Annotated in this window: 19 protein-coding genes and 1 pseudogene; 9 read left to right on the top strand and 11 right to left on the bottom strand. The window is 67.8% G+C overall.

Annotated features, from left to right (window positions below):
• Positions 1–53: 53 nt before the first annotated feature.
• Positions 54–1,319 (bottom strand): class I SAM-dependent RNA methyltransferase, encoded by a 1,266-nt coding sequence (locus tag WFK36_RS09715; RefSeq protein WP_336791482.1) that lies wholly within the window; start codon positions 1,317–1,319, stop codon positions 54–56.
• The gene (locus WFK36_RS09720; RefSeq protein WP_336791483.1) at positions 1,316–3,337 is read right to left on the bottom strand and encodes an APC family permease; all 2,022 of its coding nucleotides are present in this window, start codon (positions 3,335–3,337) and stop codon (positions 1,316–1,318) included. Before WFK36_RS09720 ends, WFK36_RS09715 begins: the two co-directional genes overlap by 4 nt.
• Before the next feature lie 77 nt (positions 3,338–3,414).
• Between WFK36_RS09720 and WFK36_RS09725 the strand changes: the two genes are divergently transcribed.
• The 4 genes from WFK36_RS09725 to WFK36_RS09740 all read left to right on the top strand — a co-directional run bounded on the left by WFK36_RS09725 (position 3,415) and on the right by WFK36_RS09740 (position 6,531).
• Positions 3,415–4,074 (top strand): potassium channel family protein, encoded by a 660-nt coding sequence (locus WFK36_RS09725; protein ID WP_008379187.1) that lies wholly within the window; start codon positions 3,415–3,417, stop codon positions 4,072–4,074.
• A 5-nt stretch (positions 4,075–4,079) separates the two neighbouring features.
• Positions 4,080–4,742 carry a potassium channel family protein gene (locus tag WFK36_RS09730; protein ID WP_008379189.1) on the top strand — a complete coding sequence of 221 codons (663 nt, stop codon included), beginning with the start codon at positions 4,080–4,082 and terminating at the stop codon, positions 4,740–4,742.
• 194 nt (positions 4,743–4,936) lie between these two features.
• A complete protein-coding gene (locus WFK36_RS09735; RefSeq protein ID WP_336791484.1) occupies positions 4,937–6,097 on the top strand; it encodes a globin domain-containing protein in 1,161 nt (386 codons plus the stop codon).
• Complete coding sequence (locus WFK36_RS09740) at positions 6,094–6,531, top strand: hypothetical protein (protein WP_336791485.1); 438 nt, start codon at positions 6,094–6,096, stop codon at positions 6,529–6,531. Before WFK36_RS09735 ends, WFK36_RS09740 begins: the two co-directional genes overlap by 4 nt.
• A gap of 45 nt (positions 6,532–6,576) precedes the next feature.
• On the opposite strand, the gene WFK36_RS09745 is transcribed toward WFK36_RS09740, so the two are convergent.
• Positions 6,577–6,969 (bottom strand): OB-fold nucleic acid binding domain-containing protein, encoded by a 393-nt coding sequence (locus WFK36_RS09745; RefSeq protein ID WP_336791486.1) that lies wholly within the window; start codon positions 6,967–6,969, stop codon positions 6,577–6,579.
• A gap of 70 nt (positions 6,970–7,039) precedes the next feature.
• Here WFK36_RS09745 and WFK36_RS09750 point away from each other — a divergent pair, with 70 nt between their 5' ends.
• A complete protein-coding gene (locus WFK36_RS09750; RefSeq protein ID WP_336791487.1) occupies positions 7,040–7,750 on the top strand; it encodes an alpha/beta hydrolase in 711 nt (236 codons plus the stop codon).
• A gap of 4 nt (positions 7,751–7,754) precedes the next feature.
• Here WFK36_RS09750 and WFK36_RS09755 read toward each other — a convergent pair whose 3' ends face one another.
• Both WFK36_RS09755 and dut read right to left on the bottom strand, forming a co-directional pair.
• Positions 7,755–8,597 carry a DUF3710 domain-containing protein gene (locus tag WFK36_RS09755; protein ID WP_336791488.1) on the bottom strand — a complete coding sequence of 281 codons (843 nt, stop codon included), beginning with the start codon at positions 8,595–8,597 and terminating at the stop codon, positions 7,755–7,757.
• Positions 8,594–9,118 (bottom strand): dUTP diphosphatase, encoded by a 525-nt coding sequence (gene dut, locus WFK36_RS09760; protein ID WP_336791489.1) that lies wholly within the window; start codon positions 9,116–9,118, stop codon positions 8,594–8,596. Before dut ends, WFK36_RS09755 begins: the two co-directional genes overlap by 4 nt.
• A gap of 42 nt (positions 9,119–9,160) precedes the next feature.
• Here dut and WFK36_RS09765 point away from each other — a divergent pair, with 42 nt between their 5' ends.
• Positions 9,161–9,655 (top strand): DUF3093 domain-containing protein, encoded by a 495-nt coding sequence (locus tag WFK36_RS09765; protein ID WP_008379203.1) that lies wholly within the window; start codon positions 9,161–9,163, stop codon positions 9,653–9,655.
• 37 nt (positions 9,656–9,692) lie between these two features.
• On the opposite strand, the gene WFK36_RS09770 is transcribed toward WFK36_RS09765, so the two are convergent.
• Positions 9,693–9,992: a DUF4193 domain-containing protein gene (locus WFK36_RS09770; protein ID WP_205331674.1), complete on the bottom strand. Its 300-nt coding sequence runs from the start codon at positions 9,990–9,992 to the stop codon at positions 9,693–9,695.
• Between the two features lie 320 nt (positions 9,993–10,312).
• Here WFK36_RS09770 and cei point away from each other — a divergent pair, with 320 nt between their 5' ends.
• Positions 10,313–10,960: an envelope integrity protein Cei gene (gene cei, locus WFK36_RS09775; RefSeq protein WP_336791490.1), complete on the top strand. Its 648-nt coding sequence runs from the start codon at positions 10,313–10,315 to the stop codon at positions 10,958–10,960.
• A gap of 48 nt (positions 10,961–11,008) precedes the next feature.
• Here cei and WFK36_RS09780 read toward each other — a convergent pair whose 3' ends face one another.
• Positions 11,009–11,905 carry an inositol monophosphatase family protein gene (locus WFK36_RS09780; protein WP_336791491.1) on the bottom strand — a complete coding sequence of 299 codons (897 nt, stop codon included), beginning with the start codon at positions 11,903–11,905 and terminating at the stop codon, positions 11,009–11,011.
• Positions 11,906–11,961: 56 nt separating this feature from the next.
• Between WFK36_RS09780 and ppgK the strand changes: the two genes are divergently transcribed.
• Entirely contained in the window at positions 11,962–12,798 is an 837-nt protein-coding gene (gene ppgK, locus WFK36_RS09785; RefSeq protein ID WP_008379211.1) for a polyphosphate--glucose phosphotransferase, read from the top strand.
• Positions 12,799–12,873: 75 nt separating this feature from the next.
• A pseudogene (locus WFK36_RS09790) lies at positions 12,874–14,331 on the top strand (RNA polymerase sigma factor); the annotation flags it as partial.
• Positions 14,332–14,387: 56 nt separating this feature from the next.
• On the opposite strand, the gene WFK36_RS09795 reads toward WFK36_RS09790, so the two are convergent.
• From WFK36_RS09795 to WFK36_RS09810, 4 genes are read right to left on the bottom strand one after another with little or no spacing between them, the layout of a single operon-like run.
• Positions 14,388–17,570 carry an acetyl-CoA carboxylase family protein gene (locus tag WFK36_RS09795; protein WP_336791492.1) on the bottom strand — a complete coding sequence of 1,061 codons (3,183 nt, stop codon included), beginning with the start codon at positions 17,568–17,570 and terminating at the stop codon, positions 14,388–14,390.
• Complete coding sequence (locus WFK36_RS09800; RefSeq protein ID WP_336791493.1) at positions 17,567–19,234, bottom strand: AMP-binding protein; 1,668 nt, start codon at positions 19,232–19,234, stop codon at positions 17,567–17,569. The genes WFK36_RS09795 and WFK36_RS09800 overlap by 4 nt, the downstream gene beginning before the upstream one ends.
• A gap of 33 nt (positions 19,235–19,267) precedes the next feature.
• Positions 19,268–19,885: a TetR/AcrR family transcriptional regulator gene (locus WFK36_RS09805; protein WP_223291343.1), complete on the bottom strand. Its 618-nt coding sequence runs from the start codon at positions 19,883–19,885 to the stop codon at positions 19,268–19,270.
• A gap of 58 nt (positions 19,886–19,943) precedes the next feature.
• Positions 19,944–21,332 carry an MFS transporter gene (locus WFK36_RS09810; RefSeq protein WP_336791494.1) on the bottom strand — a complete coding sequence of 463 codons (1,389 nt, stop codon included), beginning with the start codon at positions 21,330–21,332 and terminating at the stop codon, positions 19,944–19,946.
• Between the last annotated feature and the right edge of the window lie 11 nt (positions 21,333–21,343).

The raw sequence follows: 21,343 nt of genomic DNA on the forward strand, positions 1-21,343 counted from the left end.
ATGCACTGTCCGCGGTCACGGACGGTGCGTTCGAACCAGTCTACGGAACGCCGTCAGCGCGTGAGAACGGCGATGCCCTCCACATGGTGCGTCATCGGGAACGCGTCGAACGCACGCCATTCGCGCACGCTGTATCCGTGTGTGGCGAACCTTCCGAGATCGCGGGCGAACGCCGCCGCATCGCATCCGACGTGCACCACGACGCCGGGTTCGGCGGCGACGACGGCGTCGACGACGTCCGCACCGGCGCCTGACCGGGGCGGATCGGAGATCACCAGGTCTGGTGCACGCAGGCTCGAGACCACGTCGGCGACCGCACCGCGATGGATCTCGACGGGATCGGTCGCCAGCGTTCGTTCAGCGGCTGCGAGCGCGCCCGGATCGGTGTCGACCAGGTCGACGCCGCGCACGCTGAAGTCGGACGCTCCGTCGAGCAGTGACGCACTGAACACTCCGACACCGCCGTAGAGGTCCCACACGTGAACGTCCCCGGACAGCCCGATTCCCTTGATCAGTTCCAACGCGGCACGGGTGTACGCGGCAGGCGCGTTGTGATGCGCCTGCCAGAAGCCGGTGACCGGAACAGTCCACGAGCGCTCACCGATGGTCTGCACCGCGTGCGTGTCGCCCTGAACAGTACGGACGGACCGCGGTGCGCTGTGCGCCGAACGACTCCGCTGGGCACGACCACGCCGGTCCCCGCCTCGCCCGCTCCGGCCGCGTCGGTCGACGGGCGCGGACAGCTCGGCGATGTGACGGACACCGTCGCTGTCGGACGCGAGGACCAGTTCGGTGCCGGCCGCGCCGCCCAATCCGTCGAGACCGTCCAGAAGGCCGGCGACCGGTCCCGCGCACGGCGTCGTCACCAGATCGGACGATCGCCGACCACGAAGGCCGACAACACCGTCCGCCCCGACTGCCAACCGCGTGCGGACCCGCCAGCCCGTCGGAACGTCGCCGAGCGGCTCAACAGTCGGTGGCTCAGTCGCATCGATTCCGAATCCGCCGATCCGGCGCAGCACGTCGCCCAGCGCGTCTGCGCCGAGTTCCCGCGCGTACGCGGGGTCGACGAACGACAGGTCACAGCAGCCGGCTCCGGCCGCGGCGGCCCGGCAGAGCGGTGCCACGCGGTGCGGACTCGCATCGAGGACGTCCACAACCGAAGCCTTGGCGTACGAGGCGCGCGAATCGTCGGTGACGTTCACCCGTACCCGCTCCCCCGGCAGCGCACCGGCCACGAACACCACGCGGCCGTTGTGGCGCGCGATTCCGGAGCCGCCGTTCGCGTAGCCGGTGACGTCCAGTTCAAGCTCGGTCACCGAGTCTTCTCCTCCGAGGTGAAGCCGCGACGCACGTCGCCCGGCGCGATGTAGCGGGTCTGCATGCGTTTGCCGCGCTCCTCCGAGGACGACAGCTGCCACGGGACCGACGTCACCATGACACCCGGCTCGAACAGCAGGCGAGTCTTGATGCGCAGCGCGGACTGGTTGTGCAGGATCTGCTCCCACCAGTGGCCGACGACGTACTCGGGGATGAACACGGTGATGACGTCGCGCGGAGACTCTCGGCGGATGCGTCGAACGTAACTGATGATCGGCCGCGTCACCTCGCGGTACGGCGACGCGACCACCTTGAGCGGAATCGTGACGTCGCTGTCCTCCCACTCCGATACGAGTTTGCGGGTCTCGCGGTCGTCGACGTTCACGGTCAACGCCTCGAGGACGTCGGGGCGTGTCGCACGGGCGTAGCGAAGTGCACGCCGCGTCGGCAGGTGCAGCGTCGAGACGAGCACGATCGAGTGCGTTCGGCTCGGCAGCACTTCGTCGTCGCCTTCGACGGCCTCGTCGAGCTCACGCTGCACCGACGAGTAGTGGCGGTGGATGAGTTTCATCAAGATGAACAGCAGGACCATCGCGAGAATCGCCATCCAGGCGCCCGCGGTGAACTTGGTGATCAGCACGACCACGAGCACGGTTCCGGTCATGAGCATGCCGATCGCGTTGATGATCCTGGACCGGATCATGCGACGACGGGCGTCGGGGTCGGTCTCGGTCTTCAGGTGCCGGGTCCAGTGCCGGACCATGCCCGTCTGGCTGAGCGTGAACGACACGAAGACACCGACGATGTAGAGCTGAATCAACGACGTCACTTCGGCGCCGAAAGCCACGACGAACCCGACCGCGGCGATGGCGAGGAACACGATGCCGTTCGAGAACGCGAGTCGGTCGCCGCGAGTGTGCAGCTGACGGGGCAGGAACCGGTCCTGAGCCAGCACCGAACCGAGGACCGGGAAGCCGTTGAAGGCGGTGTTCGCGGCCAGCATCAAGATGAGTGCGGTGACGACGGCGATCGCGTAGAAGCCGGGCGGGAAGCCCGAGAACACCGCTTCGGCGATCTGCGCGATGATCGACTTCTGCTGATATCCCTCCGGGACCCCGGCCAGGTCTTTGACCGGGTCGAGCACGTACTTCGCACCGATCTCCTGGGCGAGCATGACGATGCCGAGCAACAACAGGATCGAGAAGGCTCCGAGCATCAGGAGCGTGGTGGCGGCATTGCGCGACTTCGGCTTCTGGAATGCGGGAACACCGTTGCTGATGGCCTCCACACCGGTCAGCGCGGCACAGCCGGATGAGAAGGCTCGGGCGACGAGGAACACCATCGCCAGCCCCATCAAGTGATCTTGTTCCGGCACGATGTCGTATTTGCTGGTCTCAGCGTTGACGGTGTCGCCCAGCACGAAGATCTTGACGAATCCCCAGATGAGCATCGCGGCGACACCGAAGATGAACGCGTACGTCGGGATCGCCAGAACTGCGCCCGACTCCTTGATGCCGCGCAGGTTCACAGCGGCGATCAGTGCGATCGCCATGACACAGAACAGAACCTTGTGTTCGTGGACGAACGGGATCGCCGAGCCGATGTTCTCCGCCGCCGAGGTGATCGAGACGGCGACAGTCAGGACGTAGTCGACGAGCAATGCCGCAGCAACCGTCAGGCCCGCGTTCGGTCCCAGATTGACTGTCGCGACCTCGTAGTCGCCGCCGCCGGACGGGTACGCGTGCACATTCTGGCGGTAGCTGGCCACCACGACGACCATGACCACCGCGACCGCGACGCCCACCCAGGGGGCGAGTGCGATTGCGCTCAGACCTGCCACGGAGAGGACCAGGAAGATCTCCTGCGGCGCGTACGCGACCGACGACATGGCGTCGGACGCGAACACCGGAAGTGCGATTCGCTTGGGCAGCAGAGTGTGCCCCAGGCGGTCGCTCCGAAACGGGCGACCCAGGAGCAGGCGCTTGGCGCCGACAGACACCTTCGACATCGTGGACACTCAGCAACACTAAGCCGTCCCCTCCGCGCGTACCACCGGGGTGCGAATTCGCGCTGCGAGAAGTAACGTCTCCCATCGTGCGTGTGATCATCATGGGCTGCGGCCGAGTCGGATCTGCCCTGGCAGTCGCCATGTCGGGGCGTGGACACGAGGTTGTCGTCATCGACCGGAATGCATCGGCGTTCCGTCGCCTGGGCGACGACTTCCGCGGACGTACGGTGCTCGGTGTCGGTTTCGACCGCGATGTGCTCGCCGAAGCGGGCATCGCCGAGGCGGACGCGTTCGCCGCCGTCTCGTCCGGCGACAACTCCAACATCATCTCCGCCCGGGTGGCGCGCGAGACGTTCGGCGTGAACCGCGTCGTCGCCCGCATCTACGACGCGAAACGCGCTGCCGTCTACGAACGTCTCGGGATCCCAACCGTCGCCACGGTGCCGTGGACGACTGAACGCTTCGTCTCCGCGCTCGGCGAGACAGCGGAGACATCCGTGTGGAACGATCCGTCCGGATCGCTCGCGATGATCGTCCTGCCGTTCCACGAGTCGTGGGTGGGCGTGGACTGCCAGAAGTTCCAAGAGCAGACGGGCGCCCGGATCGCGTTCCTGCATCGTCTGGGACGCCCGGTGCTTCCGGAACCGCGGACCGTCATTCAGCAGGACGACGAGCTGTACGTGGCGACACCCGCCGCGAACGTCGACAACGCGCGGGCCGTCGCGGCCTCCGAGTTCGGGGAGTAGAAACTGTGAAGGTCGCCATCGCCGGAGCCGGCGCAGTCGGTCGAGCCATCGCCCGGGAACTGCTGCTCAACGAGCACGATGTGACGCTGTTCGAGAAGGACCCGTCGCATATCGACAGGGAGGCTGTAGCGGGCGCCGTCTGGGTGCACGCCGACGCGTGCGAGCTCGACGACCTCGAGCGAACTCAGCTGCAGACCTTCGACGTCATGGTCGCGGCGACGGGCGACGACAAGGCCAATCTCGTCGTGAGTCTGCTGGCCACCACCGAGTTCGCGGTGAACCGTGTGGTCGCCCGCGTGAACGATCCGCGGAACGAGTGGCTGTTCAACGACGACTGGGGCGTCGACGTCGCCGTGTCGACCCCACGAATGCTCGCCTCGCTCGTCGAAGAGGCCGTGTCTGTCGGCGACCTCGTCCGACTGATGACCTTCCGTCAGGGACAGGCGAACCTCGTCGAGTTGACGCTGCCCGACGACACTCCCCTCGCGGGTAAAGCGGTCCGGCGTCTGCATCTTCCTCACGACGTCGCGCTCGTCGCGATCATTCGCGGCAAGCGCGTGATCGTCCCGCAGCCCGACGACTCACTCGAGGGCGGTGACGAACTCGTCTTCGTCGCTCCGGAGGAGTCCGAGGCGGAGTTGCATCGCGTGATGCAGCTCCCGGTGTGACCGCGAACTACTACCTTCCGTAGTAGGGACCTTCGTCCCACTGGCATAGGACCGATTGTCACGACATCGCCGCAGGTCATGCGACCTGCACCACGATCCGTAGTGCCCTTGCGCATCCTCGTGCTCAGATCGATTCAGGCGGCCCCGAGTCGCCTCCGCCTCGGCGGATCGACAAGCGAGGAGTACTGAGAGACATGATCTCCGATGACAGCCGCACCATGCTCGAGGCGACACTGCCTGCAGTGGAGGGCGCCCTCGGCGCAATCACCGAGAACTTCTACCGACGCATGTTCGACGCCCATCCCGAGCTGCTGTCGGACCTGTTCAATCGAACAAATCAGAAGAACGGTTCCCAGCCGATGGTCCTGGCCGGGTCGATCGCGGCGTTCGCCCGACTGCAATGCGAGCCGGATCTGGAGCTCCAGCGCACGATCATCGAGCGGATCGCGCACAAGCACGCATCACTTGGCGTCGTCGCCGACCAGTATCCGATCGTCCACGAGCACCTGTTCGCGGCGATCGTCGAGATCCTCGGCGAGGCGGTCACCCCCGAGGTCGCCGCGGCGTGGGACGAACTGTACTGGGAGATGGCCCACGTCCTGATCGGTCGTGAGGGCGAACTGTACTCCGCGGCAGGCGTCGCCCCCGGTCAGGTCTGGCGCACCGTGCGCGTCACCGAACGCGACCAGGTGTCCCCGGACGCCGTCTCGTTCACCGTGGCCGCGAGCGACGGCACAGCGCTCCCCGGCTTCGTGCCGGGACAGTACGTGTCGGTTCAAGTTCCGCTGGCCGACGGCGCGCACCAGATCCGCCAGTACAGCCTGACGGGAGCGGCCGGGGAGCCGACGTGGCGATTCAGCGTGAAACTCGACGGCGAAGTGTCGTCGTGGCTGCACGAACACAGCTTCGCCGGCGACGACCTGTCCGTCAGCACTCCATTCGGTGATCTGACCCTCCCCGACGACGACGGCCCGCTGCTCCTCGCGTCGGCAGGCATCGGGTGCACACCGATGATCGGCATCCTGCATCATCTGGTCAGGACCGGGGACACCCGGCCAGTACAGGTGATGCACGCCGACCGCTCGCGCGCTCGTCAGCCGCATCGCGGCGAACTCGGCGAACTCGTGGCCCAGCTACCGGGCGGGACCCTGTACCAGTGGTACGAGCACGGGGTCAGTGCAGAACCGACGACGCGCATCGGTCTCATCGACCTGGCCGACATCCCGGTCGACCCCGCGGCGACCGCGCTCGTGTGCGGGCCGACGGGCTTCATGAGTGCGGTCCGCGACGCTCTTGTCGATCGCGACGTGCCCGCCGACCGGATCCACTTCGAGACCTTCGGCGGCGTTCGGTGACAGTCGGTCACGCACTCGCGACCGCGGCGACGTTCGTATGGCTGGGCATGGTGCTCGCGATCTCGTTCATCGAGGCGCCGTTGAAGTTTCGCGCGCCCGGGATCACGATTCCGCTCGGACTCGGCATCGGCCGACTCGTGTTCCGCGCACTGAACGCCGTCGAGGTCGTGTGGTCGATCGTGCTGGTTGTCGTCGTGCTGCTCGGTGACGGGTGGACGCGGGGCGCGGTCATCGCGGGCGGCGTGGCGATTGCCGCGCTCGCGTGTCAACTGATCGCGGTACGTCCAGCGTTGACCCGGCGGTCGGATGCGGCGCTCGCGGCGCCCGATGACATCTCGGAGACCCGGAGTCGCGCGCACCTCTGGTACGTGGGCCTCGAAGCGATCAAGGTGGTCGCGCTGATCGTCGCCGGAGCGAGCCTGCTGTCCGCGTGAACCGCGGGTAGTGGCACAGGGCGCGTCTGCAGGGCAGACGCGCTCTCACTCGTCTGTCGAGTGAAGTTCGTACTCGGGGTTGTAGACGACCTTCATGCCGTCGGCGTTCGCCACCCGGCCTCGGACGGTGATGCGCCGCCCCGGCTCGATGCCCGGGATGCGATTGCGGCCCATCCACTTGAGGATCACGGTGTCGGTGCCGTCGAAGAACTCGGCGCGCACTCCCGTATGGGAGTTGCGCGAACACGTCTCGACCGAGCGGAGCTCGCCGATCATGACCGCTTGGGCGCCGCGGGTGCATTCGCGGGCGGGCTGAGCGCCGGTGGCGTGCTGTGCACTGGCCTCCCGACACTCACGTTGTACTCGCTCGTCCTCGATGTTCTCGAGGTCCTCGGTGAGCATCTTGCTCAGCCGCTTGAGCAGACCGGTGTTCGTCATTCCCATCCTCCGGGCGTACCCCGTCGAAGTCGTTTGCGCCCTCACCCTACTCCCCGTGCAAGATCGTTGTATGCGCACTGTCATCGTGATGCCGGGCACAGGGTCGGACGCCGACTTCGTCCGCCGCGTCTTCGCTCCGCACGCCGCCTCCATCGAAGCCGAACTGCACTGCCTCGAGCCCGAGGCGGACCTCGTCGACAGCTATCTGACCAGGATTGATGCGATCGCCGCCCGCTCGGACCGGGTGATCGTCGGCGGCGTCTCGATCGGTGCGGCGATCGCGGTGGCATGGGCGAGCGATCCGGCACACGTTGACCGTTGCGACGGCGTGCTCGCCGCGCTCCCGCCGTGGTCGGGTGCGCCGGGCGACTCACTGGCGTCTCTGTCGGCGCGCATCACCGCCGACGCCATCGAGAACAACGGTCTCGAACACAGCGTGGCCGCGATGGTCGACGGCAGTCCGGACTGGCTGGGGGCCGAGCTGGCCCGCTCGTGGCGGTCGCTGCACCCACGGGGCCTCGTCGCTCAGCTCCGGGCGGCTTCCGTGTTCACCTGTCCGACGCTGGACGACATCGCAGGGCTGCGCGTCCCGCTCGGTGTCGCCGTCGCCCCCGACGATCCGCTTCATCCCGCCGACGTCGGACGCGCCTGGGCGTCGGCAGCACCTCGCGGCGCCGTCGTCGAGACGCCGCTCACTGAGTTCGGACCGGACGAGGCGCTCCTCGGCGCCGCATGCGTCCGCGCGTGGCGGACCGCATCGGCGACCAGAGCGAACCTCTGACAGATCAGCGCCTGCGGCGACCGCGGAGGCGAGAGAGGGCCGAACCGCGGGACCCGGGCTGCGGATCGGCGGCTTCGGGCGCCTGCGGCTCCACCTCCTCGACGACGGCCTCCGCCTGCGGGGCGGCAACCGGAGCGTCTTCGGTGAACACCGTCGCCTTGGCGCTCTGAGCGACTGCGCCTCCGGGGACGACCTCGCCCTCGGCGGGAGAACTCGTGGGCGCGGGTGCTGCGGACAACGGCTCGGATCGCGGCCCGTCGCCCTGTTCGTCGGCCATCTGCTGCTGCGCCGCGGCCACCTGTTCGGCGAGCACGGGCGGCAGGACGATCGGCAGCACGTCGCGCGGAGGGAAGGGCTGATTGCCACGGCGGACGACCGTCTCGGCCAGCACCGCCCGCGCGAGCTGAGCGAGCTGTTCGTCGCCCTCATCGGGGCCGCTGGCGACGAGGCGGACCATCCAGCGCGAACCGTCGACGCCGATGAAGCGGTGGTGGCCGCCGGGCACCCGCGCGATGACCTCTCGGCCCCAATGCCCGTCTTCGATCGACGTGGAGGCGCCCTCGGCACGCAACGACTCGGCGAGCTCGCGGACCACTTCGCGCCAGAGCCCGCCGCTGCGCGGAGCGGCGAACGCGTGAATGCCGATCCGCCCGACAGGCGTGACCAGGTACACGGCTTCCGGCTGATTGTCGCCGGACATCTCGACGGTCACCTGACCGCCTTCGACCACGGGCATCAGGACCGACCCCAGGTCGAGGTGCGAGTTGGTGAGTTCGTCGGGTGAGCCCGCGAGGTCGTCGATGTCGTACGGGCCGCCCGCCTCACCGATCCGCTTGGTGCCACTCATGACTGTGTCTCCTCGTCGCTCGGTGTGCTGGTGGTGAGGGCGGCGTGCCCGCCGCTTGAGCCGTATCCGCCGTCGCCGCGCACGGTGTCGTCGAGCTCGTCGACCTCGACGAGTTCTGGCAGTTCCACGCGCTGAACGAGCAACTGGGCGATCCGGTCGCCGCGACGGATGGCGATGGTGTCGTCCAGATCGTGGTTGATCAGGCACACCTTGATCTCACCGCGGTACCCGGCGTCGATGGTGCCCGGCGTGTTGACGATCGACAGACCCGCGCGAGCGGCCAGACCCGACCGGGGGTGGATCAGCCCGACAGTGCCGACGGGGAGCGCGATGGCTATCCCGGTCCCGACCAGGGCTCGGCGTCCCGGTTCGAGCTCGAGATCCGACGCGGCGAAGAGGTCGACGCCCGCGTCGTCGGGATGGGCTCGCACCGGCAGTGGGAGTCCACTGTCCAAGCGGCGGATGCGCAACGGCGGACACGTCTGCGTTCGGCCCTGCGTGGTTCGGCTCTGCGTGGTCACCCCCGCAGAGTACTAGCCGACAGCACGACTAATCTGGGAGGCGTGACGGAATCCTCCAAGACCGCCCCCTCGCGTGCCGACCGGTACTCCGAACGGCTCACCGCACCCTGGTGGTGGTGGCTCGCCGGCGCGGCGTTGACCCTTGTCCTCGGCTACGAGATCCAGCTCGCCGCCTACCGGCAGTCGTGGAGCGTGGTCGCTTATCCCCTGCTGGGCGCCCTGATTGCATGGGGCATCTGGTCGATGGGACGCACCCACATCCGGATCGACGCGGACGGCGCCGTCCATGCGCACAAGGCGGTCCTGCCCGCCGAGGTGATCTCACGGGGTGCGGCCATCGGACCGTCGCAGCGCAGCGCGGCGATGGGCCGCCAGCTCGACCCGGCCGCATTCCTGATCCACCGGTCCTGGATCAAGTCGATGGTGCTGCTCGTGTTGGACGACCCGGACGATCCGACGCCGTACTGGCTCGTGTCGACGCGCCACCCGGAGAAGATCCTCGAGGCCCTGGAGATGACAGACGCCGCACGGGACTAGGTCCCGTACGGCGTCGGTTGGACGATGCTGTCGACGCTCAGGCGCAGTCGACGCAGATCAGCTCGGTGCCGTTCTGCTCAGCGAGCCGGTTGCGGTGGTACACGAGGAAGCAGCTCGTGCAGGTGAACTCGTCGTCCTGCTTGGGGACCACGCGCACCGACAGTTCTTCGCCGGAGAGGTCCGCGCCAGGCAGCTCGAACGACTCCGCGGTGTCACCTTCGTCGACGTCGACGTCGCCGGACTGTGCTTCGTTTCGGCGCGCCTTCAGTTCCTCAAGCGAGTCCTCGGCGAGATCGTCGTCGTTGGTCCGCCGGGGCGCGTCGTAGTCAGTTGCCATTGCCTGCCTGCCTGGATTGTCTGGAGTGTTTTGTCGTGTCCGGTCATTCATCGCTGGATCCGCCGAGATTATTCCCGTCGCCAGCAGATCATCACGGGATCGAAGACTTGTGGTCTTGCATCCCGCCATAAGTCTCCATGCATATGACCTTGGGCGCCCGTACTCTAGGTGAGACTTCACGGCGTGTCAAGAGTGCCACGTCATTCACCCGTTCAGAGGACAATCTTGATGATCCGCCACCGGCGCGCCGGTGAGTCACCGGCATCGCCGCGCAACTAGAGTGGTGCCGACTGACCTCACGGAAGAAGGTGCACGGCGACGTGGTCTCGAAAATCGCTACCGGTTACACGACCGACTCGAAGGGTCGCCCCTTCATGCGCCGGAATCTGTTGCCGGGCCTCATCGTGATCGCCGTCCTGGCGGTCGTAGCGGTATCGGCCTGGGCGTTCGCCTTCAGTGGCCGCGGCGACGACACGGTGCAGACCGATTGCACCCTCGCCGACGGCGCCGGCTTGACCGTCGTCGACAGTTCGGAGATGAGGAGTGTCGCGCCTGCCGCACTGAGCACCTTCGGCGTTCGCGTGTTGAACTCCGCCGCCGCACGCGGTTCGGCCCGTTCGGTGAGCGACGACCTCGCTTCGCTCGGCTACCGCGGCGCGGATCCGGCGTACGCCGACGACACCGTATACCCCGACCGCGACCTCAACTGCGTCGCCCAGATCCGATTCGGCTCGGCAGGCCAGGCTGCCGCGGCCGCGGTCTGGCTGGTCTCGCCGTGCGCTCAGCTCGTGAACGACGGGCGAAAGGGCACCGACGTCGACCTGGCTCTCGGCGAGTACTACACGTCCACCCAGCCCACGCAGGACGCACAGTCGGCGATCGAGGCACTGCGGGTCGCGTCGCCGAAGCAGAAGCAGTCCCCGGTCGACGAGTCGCTGCTCGACGCGGTGCACGGCCAATCCTGCTGAGTCACCGCGCGTCGAGATCACCGCGCGTCGAGCGCAGTCGAGACGGTCTCAGACTTCCGGCAGCGGCTCGGTGGCGCCGATCTCGGCGAGCATCACCATGAAGTCGTCGGCGATGCCGGGTGCGATGGCGATCGTCGGGTCGCCGTCGCTCGCCCGGGAGTCGGGTGCCGGGAGCACCACGTGCGCTCCCGCCTCGGCCGCGATCAGTCCACCGGCCGCCCAGTCCCATGGACTGAGTCCGTGCTCGATGTGGGCATCGACGGCGCCGGACGCGACCATGCAGAGGTCGAGAGCGGCCGCACCCATACGACGGAGATCCCTGACCCGCGGAAGCATGCGCGCGACGATCTCGCCCTGGGCTCGTCTGCGTCCCGCCGCGTAGGCGAAGCCCGTCGCCACGAGCGCAAATCCGATGTCGTCGATCGCATTCGCGCGCAATCGGATCGGTTCGCCTTCCGGCGCCTGCGCCGTTCCCGGGCACGAGTACGCACCGCCGTCGCGCCATGCCCAGTACGTGATCCCACGCGCCACGTCGACGACGGCCCCTGCGACCGACTCCCCGCCGATCTGGGCGGCCACCGAGACCGCGTATGCGGGGATCCCGTAGAGGAAGTTGACGGTACCGTCGATCGGGTCGACCACCCACCGGACCCCGTCGGGGACGCTGAGTGCACCACCGGCCTCCTCGCCCAACACCGCGTCGCCGGGTCGGCGGACTCGCAGGAGGTCGCGGACGAGCGCTTCGGTCTCGGTGTCGGCGACGGTGACCGGGTCGGTCGGAGTCGACTTCGATGTCACGGCGTCGTTTCCCGGCGCCGTCCCGGTCGGTGCGAACAGTTCGGCGCGCCGCGAACGGACGTGTGCGGCGGCGGTCTCGGCTACGGAACGGGCTACGACTGCGAGGTCGGCGGCATCGACTGCCGCCGAAGATGCTGACCGGGTCACGAATCCGAGTCTACGGCGCGCGGCGACGCCCGACTCCACGCACTACTCTCGTCGATATGAACGATGCAGCGTCCGGTGGAGCACGCGTCACGTACCTCGGAGCGGACGGCAGTCACTCCCCCTCCCCTCACCTCGGCTTCGGCATCGACGTCGGCGGGTCCGGCATCAAGGGCGCGATCGTCGATCTCCGGACCGGTTCGTTCGTCGGCGAACGTCACCGCATCGCGACCCCGCAGCCGGCCACCCCGGACGCCGTCGCCCGCACTTGCGCCGAGATCACCGACCACTTCGGGTGGACGGGCCCGGTCGGGATCACCGTGCCCGGGATCGTGCGCGACGGTGTCGTGCGGTCGGCCGCCAACATCGACCCCACGTGGGAGGGTGTTGAGCTCCAACCGCTGTTCGGCTCTCATCTGGGCGGTCGCACGGTGGTCGGCCTCAACGACGCCGACGCGGCAGGTCTCGCCGAATTGCGTTTCGGAATCGGGCGGGACACGCTCGGTCCGATCGACGAGTCGGGAACTGTGATCCTGCTGACGATCGGCACCGGGATCGGATCGGCACTGTTCCACAACGGCGGACTCGTCCCGAACACCGAGTTCGGGCATCTCGAGGTCGGCGGCAAGATCGCCGAGCATCGTGCATCGGCGAAGGTCCGGGAGGACAAGGGCTGGTCGCTGTCGAAATGGGCACGGAAGTTCTCACGCGTGCTCACACACTACGAACGGATCTTCTCGCCGGACCTGTTCGTCATCGGCGGCGGCATCAGCTCGAAAGCGGACATATGGCTGCCGATGGTGACGATCGAAACGCCGATTGTGGCGGCGGAACTGCGCAACACAGCGGGCATAGTAGGCGCAGCGATGGCCGTTGACGAGGGTCTGCGCATGTGACCTTGGCGGCCGCGAGGTTACAATGGAACACATCGGTCCCGCACCGAGCCCTCTAGCCCCTTCGCCCACGGCCCCACGTCCCATTCAGCGGACGCAGCCAGCCGTGCCGTGAGTTCAGTCGAAAGGTCGTACGTGGCAACCACAGAGTCCACCGACACACCGGTCGAGGCCGCCGCCGACGCGGCGCCCGCCGCCAAAAAGGCCCCAGCCAAGAAGGCTCCGGCTAAAAAGGCTCCGGCCAAGAAGGCCGCCGCCAAAAAGGCTCCGGCCAAGAAGGCCGCCGCCAAGAAGACTGCGGCGAAGAAGACCACCACCGCCGCCAAGAAGACGGCCGCGAAGAAGACCGCAGCCAAGAAGGCCGGTCCCGTCGATGAGAATCCCGACGTAGACGGTCCCGAGAACCTCGAGGACATCGACGACGCCGACATCGACCTCGGCGACGAGGAACTGGTCGTCGACGAGCCCGCAGAGACCAAGCCGGCCGCGAAGGGCCGCAAGGCGGCAGGCGCCAAGGCGAAGGACGACGACGCCGACGCGAAGTCCGGCGACTTCGTCTGGGACGAAGAGGAGTCCGAAGCACTCCGGCAGGCCCGCAAGGACGCCGAGCTCACCGCATCGGCCGACTCCGTCCGCGCGTATCTCAAGCAGATCGGCAAGGTCGCACTGCTGAACGCCGAGGAGGAGGTGGAGCTCGCCAAGCGCATCGAGGCCGGGCTCTTCTCCACCGAGCGCATGCGCCGGATCATGGAGTCGGGTGAGAAGCTCACCGTCGCCCAGCGTCGCGACCTGTCGTGGATCGCACGCGACGGCAACCGCGCCAAGAATCACCTGCTCGAAGCGAACCTTCGCCTGGTCGTGTCGCTCGCCAAGCGCTACACGGGCCGCGGCATGGCGTTCCTGGACCTCATCCAGGAGGGCAACCTCGGTCTGATCCGCGCGGTCGAGAAGTTCGACTACACCAAGGGTTACAAGTTCTCCACGTACGCCACCTGGTGGATCCGTCAGGCCATCACCCGCGCCATGGCCGACCAGGCCCGCACCATCCGAATCCCGGTGCACATGGTCGAGGTCATCAACAAGCTCGGTCGCATCCAGCGCGAACTTCTCCAGGACCTTGGCCGCGAGCCCACACCGGAGGAACTCGCCAAGGAGATGGACATCACGCCGGAGAAGGTGCTGGAGATCCAGCAGTACGCGCGTGAGCCGATCTCCCTCGACCAGACGATCGGTGATGAGGGCGACAGCCAGCTCGGCGACTTCATCGAGGACTCCGAAGCAGTTGTGGCCGTGGACGCCGTCAGCTTCACACTCCTGCAGGATCAGCTCCAGGATGTGCTCGACACACTGTCCGAGCGCGAGGCCGGCGTGGTCCGCCTCCGGTTCGGCCTCACCGACGGCCAGCCGCGCACACTCGACGAGATCGGCCAGGTGTACGGCGTGACGCGTGAGCGCATCCGCCAGATCGAGTCGAAGACGATGAGCAAACTGCGGCACCCGAGCCGCTCGCAGGTCCTCCGCGACTATCTCGACTGACTGCACGACAATAGGAAGCGCCCCGACTCCGCGGAGTCGGGGCGCTTCCTGTTGGGCTACAGCGTTGCGATCCACCGGCGGGTGTCCGCCGGGTCGATGACGTCGTCGAGTTCGAATGTCGCGGCTGCGCTGAGTGCCCTGCCCCGGCGGTACATCTCGGCGACGAGCGTGTTGTACAGGTCCGCTCGTGCTTCCTCGTCGGCGACGGCCGCGAGTTCTTTGGCGAACCCGAGACGGACCGCGCCTTCCAGGCCCATGCCGCCGATCTCGCCGGTCGGCCAGGCGACGGTGAACTGGGTGGCCCGGAAGCTGCCTGCTGTCATCGCCATCGCACCGAGGCCGTATCCCTTGCGCAGAATGAACGCGCCCATCGGCACGGTCATCCTCGCGCCGACCGAGAAGAGGCGGGAGAAGCGTCGGACGGTGGCCTTCTCCTCCGACTCCGGACCCACCATGAAGCCCGGGGTGTCGCAGAACGAGACCACCGGCAGCCCGCGCAACTGACAGAGTTCGAGGAACTCGGCGAGCTTGTCGGCGCCGTCGGCGTCGATCGCTCCGCCCAGGTGGAGGGTGCTGTTGGCGACGAACCCGAACGGTCGGCCCTCCACCCGAAGGAATCCGGTGACGATGCCCTTCGCGTAGTCGGCTCGCAGTTCCAGGACCGAGCCGAGGTCGGCGACCGAGGCGATCACGGTGTGCACGTCGTAGGCACGCAGCCGGTTCTCCCCGATCGCGTGCCGCGCAGCCCTGGCGTCGGGGGCTGTCCACCCGTCGATCGGACCCTGGAAGTACCCGAGCACCTGTCGGGTGAGGCGAACCGCGTGCGCCTCGTCGTCGGCGACGATGTCGACGACCCCGTTCCGACGTTGCACGTCGATCGGTCCGACAGCCTCGGGCGGGTACTCGCCGAGCCCGCCACCGGAGATCATCGCGGGTCCGCCCATGCCGATGGTGGCGTCAGGAGTCGCGATGATGAGATCACACGCACCCGCGAGGGCCGCGTTGCCGGCGAAGCACCGTCCGGACACGACGGCGATGGACGGCGCGAGGTCGCGGATCTTCGCCATGGACCGGAAAGTCGGCACGTCGAGTCCCGCGACGATGTCGTAGTCGGTGTCCCCCGGCCGCCCGCCGCCGCCCTCGGTGAAGAAGACGACGGGCACGCGGCGCGACAGGGCGACCTCGAGGAGCCGATCGGTCTTCGCATGGTTGCGCCAGCCCTGTGTTCCGGCGAGAACGGTGTAGTCGTACGACATCACCACGGCCGTCGAGCGATCACGGCCGAAACGATCGATGCCGATCGTCGCGACACCGCCGACGAGGCCGTCGGCCGGGGTCTGCGCGATCAGCTCCTCTTCGGATCGCCTGGCCTTCTGGGCGGCGACCGCGAGCGCACCGTATTCGACGAACGTCTCCTCGTCGACGAGGTCGGCGATGTTCTCGCGGGCCGTCCGCCGCCCGATGCGCCGCCGCTTGGCCACCGCTTCCGGACGTGCCTCGTCGAGCGTCATGCGATGGCGCTCGTCGACCTCGTCGAGGTCGGTCCTGCGCCGATCAAGGTCGAGATCAGCGTCGCCCGCGCAATCGAGGCCGTCGCCCGCCGGCCGGTAGACGACAAGGGCCGCACCGGCCGACACCGTCCGGCCGACCGCCGACCCCACGCTCACGACCTCGACATCTGTCTCGGCGAGCACCTCGTGCTGCATCTTCATCGCTTCGAGCACAGCCAACGGAGTCCCGGCAGGCACCACCGCGCCCACCTCGGCGAGGTCGACGACAGTCCCGGTCAGCGGTGCGGCGACCGCACGCTCATCGTCGGAGAGGTCGAGAACGACATCGGCCGCGCTCGTGTCGGCCTCCGGTGCGAGCGACCCGATCCGCCGATCGAGGTATCCCGTGTCGACCGGGCCGCTGAGGAACTCGTCGTCGGTGAGGATCGCCCGCAACACGCCGATCGTCGTCGCCGGTCCGTCGATCACGAACTCGGCCAATGCCCGGTCGGCCTTGGCCATTGCCGCGGACAGGTTCGGTGCGCGCACGATCACCTTGGCCAGCAGCGAGTCGTAGCGCGTCGTCGTCTCCAGCCCGGGCACGCCGAACGTGTCGACCCGGACGCCGGGACCGACCGGCGGGCTGAATGAGGCGAGCACTCCACCGGTCGGTGCGGCGGCGCCGTCGGCCGTCAACGACTCCATGTTCACGCGTACCTGAACCGCAGAGCCCGATGCCCGCGCAGGTGTCCCCGACACCTGGCCGCCGCGCGCTGTGACACCGTCGGGCAGCCCGCAGTCGGCGAGTGAGCCACCGTCGGAGATGATCAGGCCGGCCGCGACCAGATCCACACCGGTGACCTCCTCGGTGACCGTGTGCTCCACCTGGATGCGCGGGTTCACCTCGAGGAACACCGCACGGTCGTCGGCGACGAGGAACTCCACGGTGGCGAGTCCCACGAGGCCTGCCGCGGCGCACAGGCGGGCCGCGTCGGAATGCAGGCGGAGGCGGAACTCGTCGGACAGCGCGGGCGCCGGCGCGATCTCGATGAGCTTCTGTCTCCGGCGTTGCACACTGCAGTCGCGGTCGCCGAGTGCCGTCGCCGCGGTGCCGTCGCCGACCACCTGGACTTCGATGTGCCGTGCTCCGGTCAACAATTCCTCGGCGAACACTCTGGGGTCGCCGAAGCCGAGGTCAGCCTCGGCGACGGCGGCGCGGTAGGCGCGCATCAGGTCTCCACCTCGGGCGACCTCCCGCATACCGCGTCCACCGCCGCCCGCGAGGGCCTTCAGCATCACTCCGCCCGGCAAGGCCTCCGCGAACGCCTCGATCTCGGACAGGTCGGCGGCGCCGTTCGTCCCGGCCAGGACGTCGAGTCCGCAGTCGACCGCGGCCGCCCGCGCCGCGAGCTTGTCGCCGAACCTGCGAAGCACGGCGGGGCTCGGGCCGACGAATCGGATACCGGCATCGGCGCACGCCTGGGCGAAGTCCGCGTTCTCGGCGAGGAAGCCGTACCCGGGGTGGATCGCATCGGTCGCCGTCGAGTCGGCGATCCGCAGGATCGCGTCGACGTCCAGATACGCGGCGGGCCCTTCGCCCGGCAGTGCACAAGCCTCGTCTGCCGCGGCGACATGTGGTGTCGCCGCGTCGTCGGCCGCATGAACGGCCACCGTGTGGACTCCCCTCTCTTGTGCGGTGCGAATGATGCGCAGGGCGATCTCGCCGCGGTTCGCGATGAGCAACTTCATTCCGCACCGCCCGACACAGTCGCCGCCGCCCGTTCGAGGAGGTCGCCCTTGCGGATCTTGCCGGTGGCCGTCATCGGGAGGGCGTCGACGATGACGATCTCCGGCACCTTGTAGGTGGCGAGGTTCTCGCGGGTCCACGCGTCCAGTTCTGTTCTGTCGGGACCGCCGTCGACGGTCACGACGAACGCCACCGGGACCTGTCCCTTTGCCGCGTCCGGGCGTGGGACGACCGACACCGCCGCTATTCCGTCGTGCAGTCTCATCAACGTCTCCACTTCGGACGGGAACACGCTCATGCCGTTGATCTTGATCATCTCCTTGGTGCGCGCGAGATAGTGCAGTGCACCCCACTCGTCGAAGCGTCCGAGGTCGCCGGTCTGCAGCCAGCCGTCGACGATGCTCGACGCGGTCGCTTCAGGATTGTCGAGGTACCGGGTCATGATCGACGGACTGCGCACGATGATCTGGCCCGTGCCGCCGACCTCGACAGGGATTCCGCGGTCGTCGACGACGAGGATGTCCGTGCCCGGCACCGGGAGACCGCAGAACACCGGATCCGCTCGAAGGTCTCGATCGTCGTGTTGGAAGCCGAGCGTGAACGTGTCCGCGGTGTGGGTCTCGGTCATGCCGTACGACGCTTCCCGCAGGACGGTGCCGACCTCGGTCCGCCATCGGGCCCTGATGTCCGGGCTCAGTCGGGTCACGAACGAGACCGCGAGTGTTGAGGTCAGCGACGCGAGCGCCGCCGGGTCCAGGTCGGCGAGCTCAAGAATCTCGAGGTAGTTGTCGACGGTCGCGACCAGGTCGGTCACCCGGTTGTCCCGGATCGCGTCGACGACGACGGCGGCGTCCCACCGGGTGAGAAGGACCACGCGCTGCCCGTTGATCAACGACTTCAGGATGCCGAAGTCCTCCCCCGCGATCCAGAAGACGGGCAGGAAGTTGAGCGGGACGCTGTCGGGCTCCCCGATCTGCTGGCCGGAGGCGAGGGTTGCGGTGGCGGCGGTGTAGGCCATGTGCCGTTGGGTGTGCTCACATCCCTTGGGCATCCCGGTGGTGCCGCCGGTGTAGTTGAGCGCGGCGAGGGCGTCGGGATCGGCAGGGCGGATCGGCGCGCGTGGCGCCGCCATGACGTCGACCCAGTCTCGGCCCGGATCGGGACGCAGCAGGTCGTCGATCGCAGTCGTCGCCACGACCCGAAGCGACGTGTCAGTGCGGATGCCGTCGAGGAGGTCCAACTGGTCGGGCGAGGTCAGGAGCACGGTCACGTCCGCGTCGACAAGCTCATGACGCAGTTCGAACGCCTTGAACATCGGGTTGACCGGCACGTGCACCGCTCCGGCCTTGAGGATTCCGAGCATCGCGATGAGAAACTGCGGGCAGTTCGCCAGGTGAACGCCCACGCGATCTCCCGGCTCGACTCCGACTGAGGAGAGCCAACCCGCGAACCGGTCGGACGCGTCGTTGTACTCCGCGTACGTGATGTCGTGACCGTAGAACGAGATCGCGACCGAGGCGGGGCGCGTCGCCGCCCAGTGGCGCAGATGGTCGACCATCGTCGCTCGACCGGCCGGGTAGACGATCTCCCTCCCCACCTCCTCCGGCCAGTTCGCGATCTGCACCGCGGTGATCTCCGCAAGTGCGGCTTCGAGGGCGTCGGACATGTGGGCTCCCTGTCGGGTGGTGGCGAGTGGGTGTCAGCCGCCTTGAACTCCGATGAGTCGTTCGGTGACGGCGATGATGTCGAGGATGAACTGCTCTTTGTGCGCGTCGTCGGCGCCCGCGGCGCGTTTTGCACCGTGGTGGATGGCGAATCCGATGATCTGCACAAGACGTTCTGGGTCGAGGGTCGGTTCGATGGCTCCGTCGGGCAGGTTGCGCAGGTAACGCGCGTAACCGGCGTTCCGACGGTCGACACCCGCGTTCCAGATGGCGGCGACGGCCGGGTCGATGGTCGCGCTGACGTCGATCAGCGCGACGAGCCCGCCCATCGACGTGATCGCGTCCACGTACGCGCGTGTGGTCGCGGCGAGGATCTGACGCGTGGACGCGTCCTCGAGGCCCACGAGACTCTGTGTGCGGGACAGATCCTCGGTGACCCGCTCGACCAGGGCGAGAAAGATCTCGTCCTTCGAGCGAAAGTACGCGTAGAACGTCGGACGCGACGTGTGTGCACGACCGGCGATCATCTCGACGGTCACACCGGCGTAGCCGAATTCGTCGAAACAGTCGGCGGCGGCGTCGATCAACTGGGTGCGGCGTGCGGCTCCGGCGTCTTTGCGACTGGCCCGTGCACGCTCTTGGGCGTTGCTCACGCTGACAGTCTGCTGTGACATTGTCGGCCTTTCAAGGACGCCGGAGCGAGCTGCGCCGTCAGGCTGCAGCGGACAGACCGGGCACTGCCACCGGATCGTTGCGGACGGCTTCGGTGTTGGTCTCCGGGAGTCGCCACGCGCAGTACATGGTGACGACCGCCATCGCGGCGAGGTAGAGCGACACGCCCGCGGTCGATGCGGTCTCGGCGATGATCCACGTCATCAGCAGAGGCGCCACGCCGGACACCGCGACGGCCGCGAGCTGGTAGCCGAGCGACGCGCCCGAGTACCGCAGGCGAGGCTCGAACAGTTCTGCCATGAATGCCGCGAGGGGACCGTAGGTGAGCGACTGTCCGCAGCTGCTGATCAGCATCGCGAAGAACAGCAGCACGCCCGAGGTGGTGTTGGCGAGCCAGAAGAACGGGAACGCCCACAGCAGCAGCACTCCTCCGCCGAGGATGATCAGCGGACGTCGACCGACGCGGTCGGACACCTTGCCCGCCCACATGACCGCGAACGGCATGATCAGCGAAACGGCCATCACCGCTGTGAGGACGGTGTTGCGGTCCATGCCGAGGCCGTTCTCGTCGGGCGACTTGGTCGCGTAGGCGAGGAAGCCCGCGATCGCGACGTAGAACGCCGAGTTGGTGGCCGCGAGGAGTCCGGCTCCGAGCACGATCTTGCGCCAGTGGAAGCGAACGGCTTCCGACAACGGAGCCTGCGCGACCTGTTCGCCGTCACCGCGCTTGGCTTCGGCTTCGGCCTGCAGCGCCCGGAACTCAGGCGAGTCCTCGACCTTGAAGTGGATGTAGAGGACGACGGGGATCAGTGCCGCACTCGCCCAGAACGGGATGCGCCAGCCCCAGCTGAGGAACGCGGCGTCGGAGACGAGACTGTTGACGACGATCATCGAGAGGTTGCCCAGGACGAGTCCGAGCGGCACACCCATCTGGCCGAACGTCCCGGCGAAGCCGCGGCGCTTCGGGCCTGCGGATTCGGTGAGAAGCAGAACAATTCCTCCCCACTGCCCACCGCACGCGAGGCCTTGGATGAACCGGAGTGCCACCAGCAGGATCGGCGCGGCTGAACCGATCGCCGCCGCCGACGGCAGACAACCGATGAGGAACGTCGCGAGCCCCATCGAGATGAGGCAGATGAGGACCATCGGTTTGCGGCCGATCTTGTCGCCGTAGTGGCCGGCGAGGATGCCGCCGAGCGGCCTGGCGATGAAGCCGATCGCGAACGTGCTGAACGCGAGCAGGGTGCCGACGAGTGCGGATGCGTCCGGGAAGAACACCTTCGGGAAGACCAGCGCTGCGGCGGTGCCGTAGACGAAGAAGTCGTACCACTCGATGGAACTGCCGAACAGTCCTGCGGCGAGCAGTTTCCGGTGGGCGGAGCGGTCGGGTGCTCCTACTCCCGTCGTCGTCGAGACGGACTCTGTCATTGATCTCCTCC

Origin of the sequence: Gordonia malaquae (assembly GCF_037148075.1) — a bacterium.
GTDB classification, from domain to species: domain Bacteria; phylum Actinomycetota; class Actinomycetes; order Mycobacteriales; family Mycobacteriaceae; genus Gordonia; species Gordonia malaquae.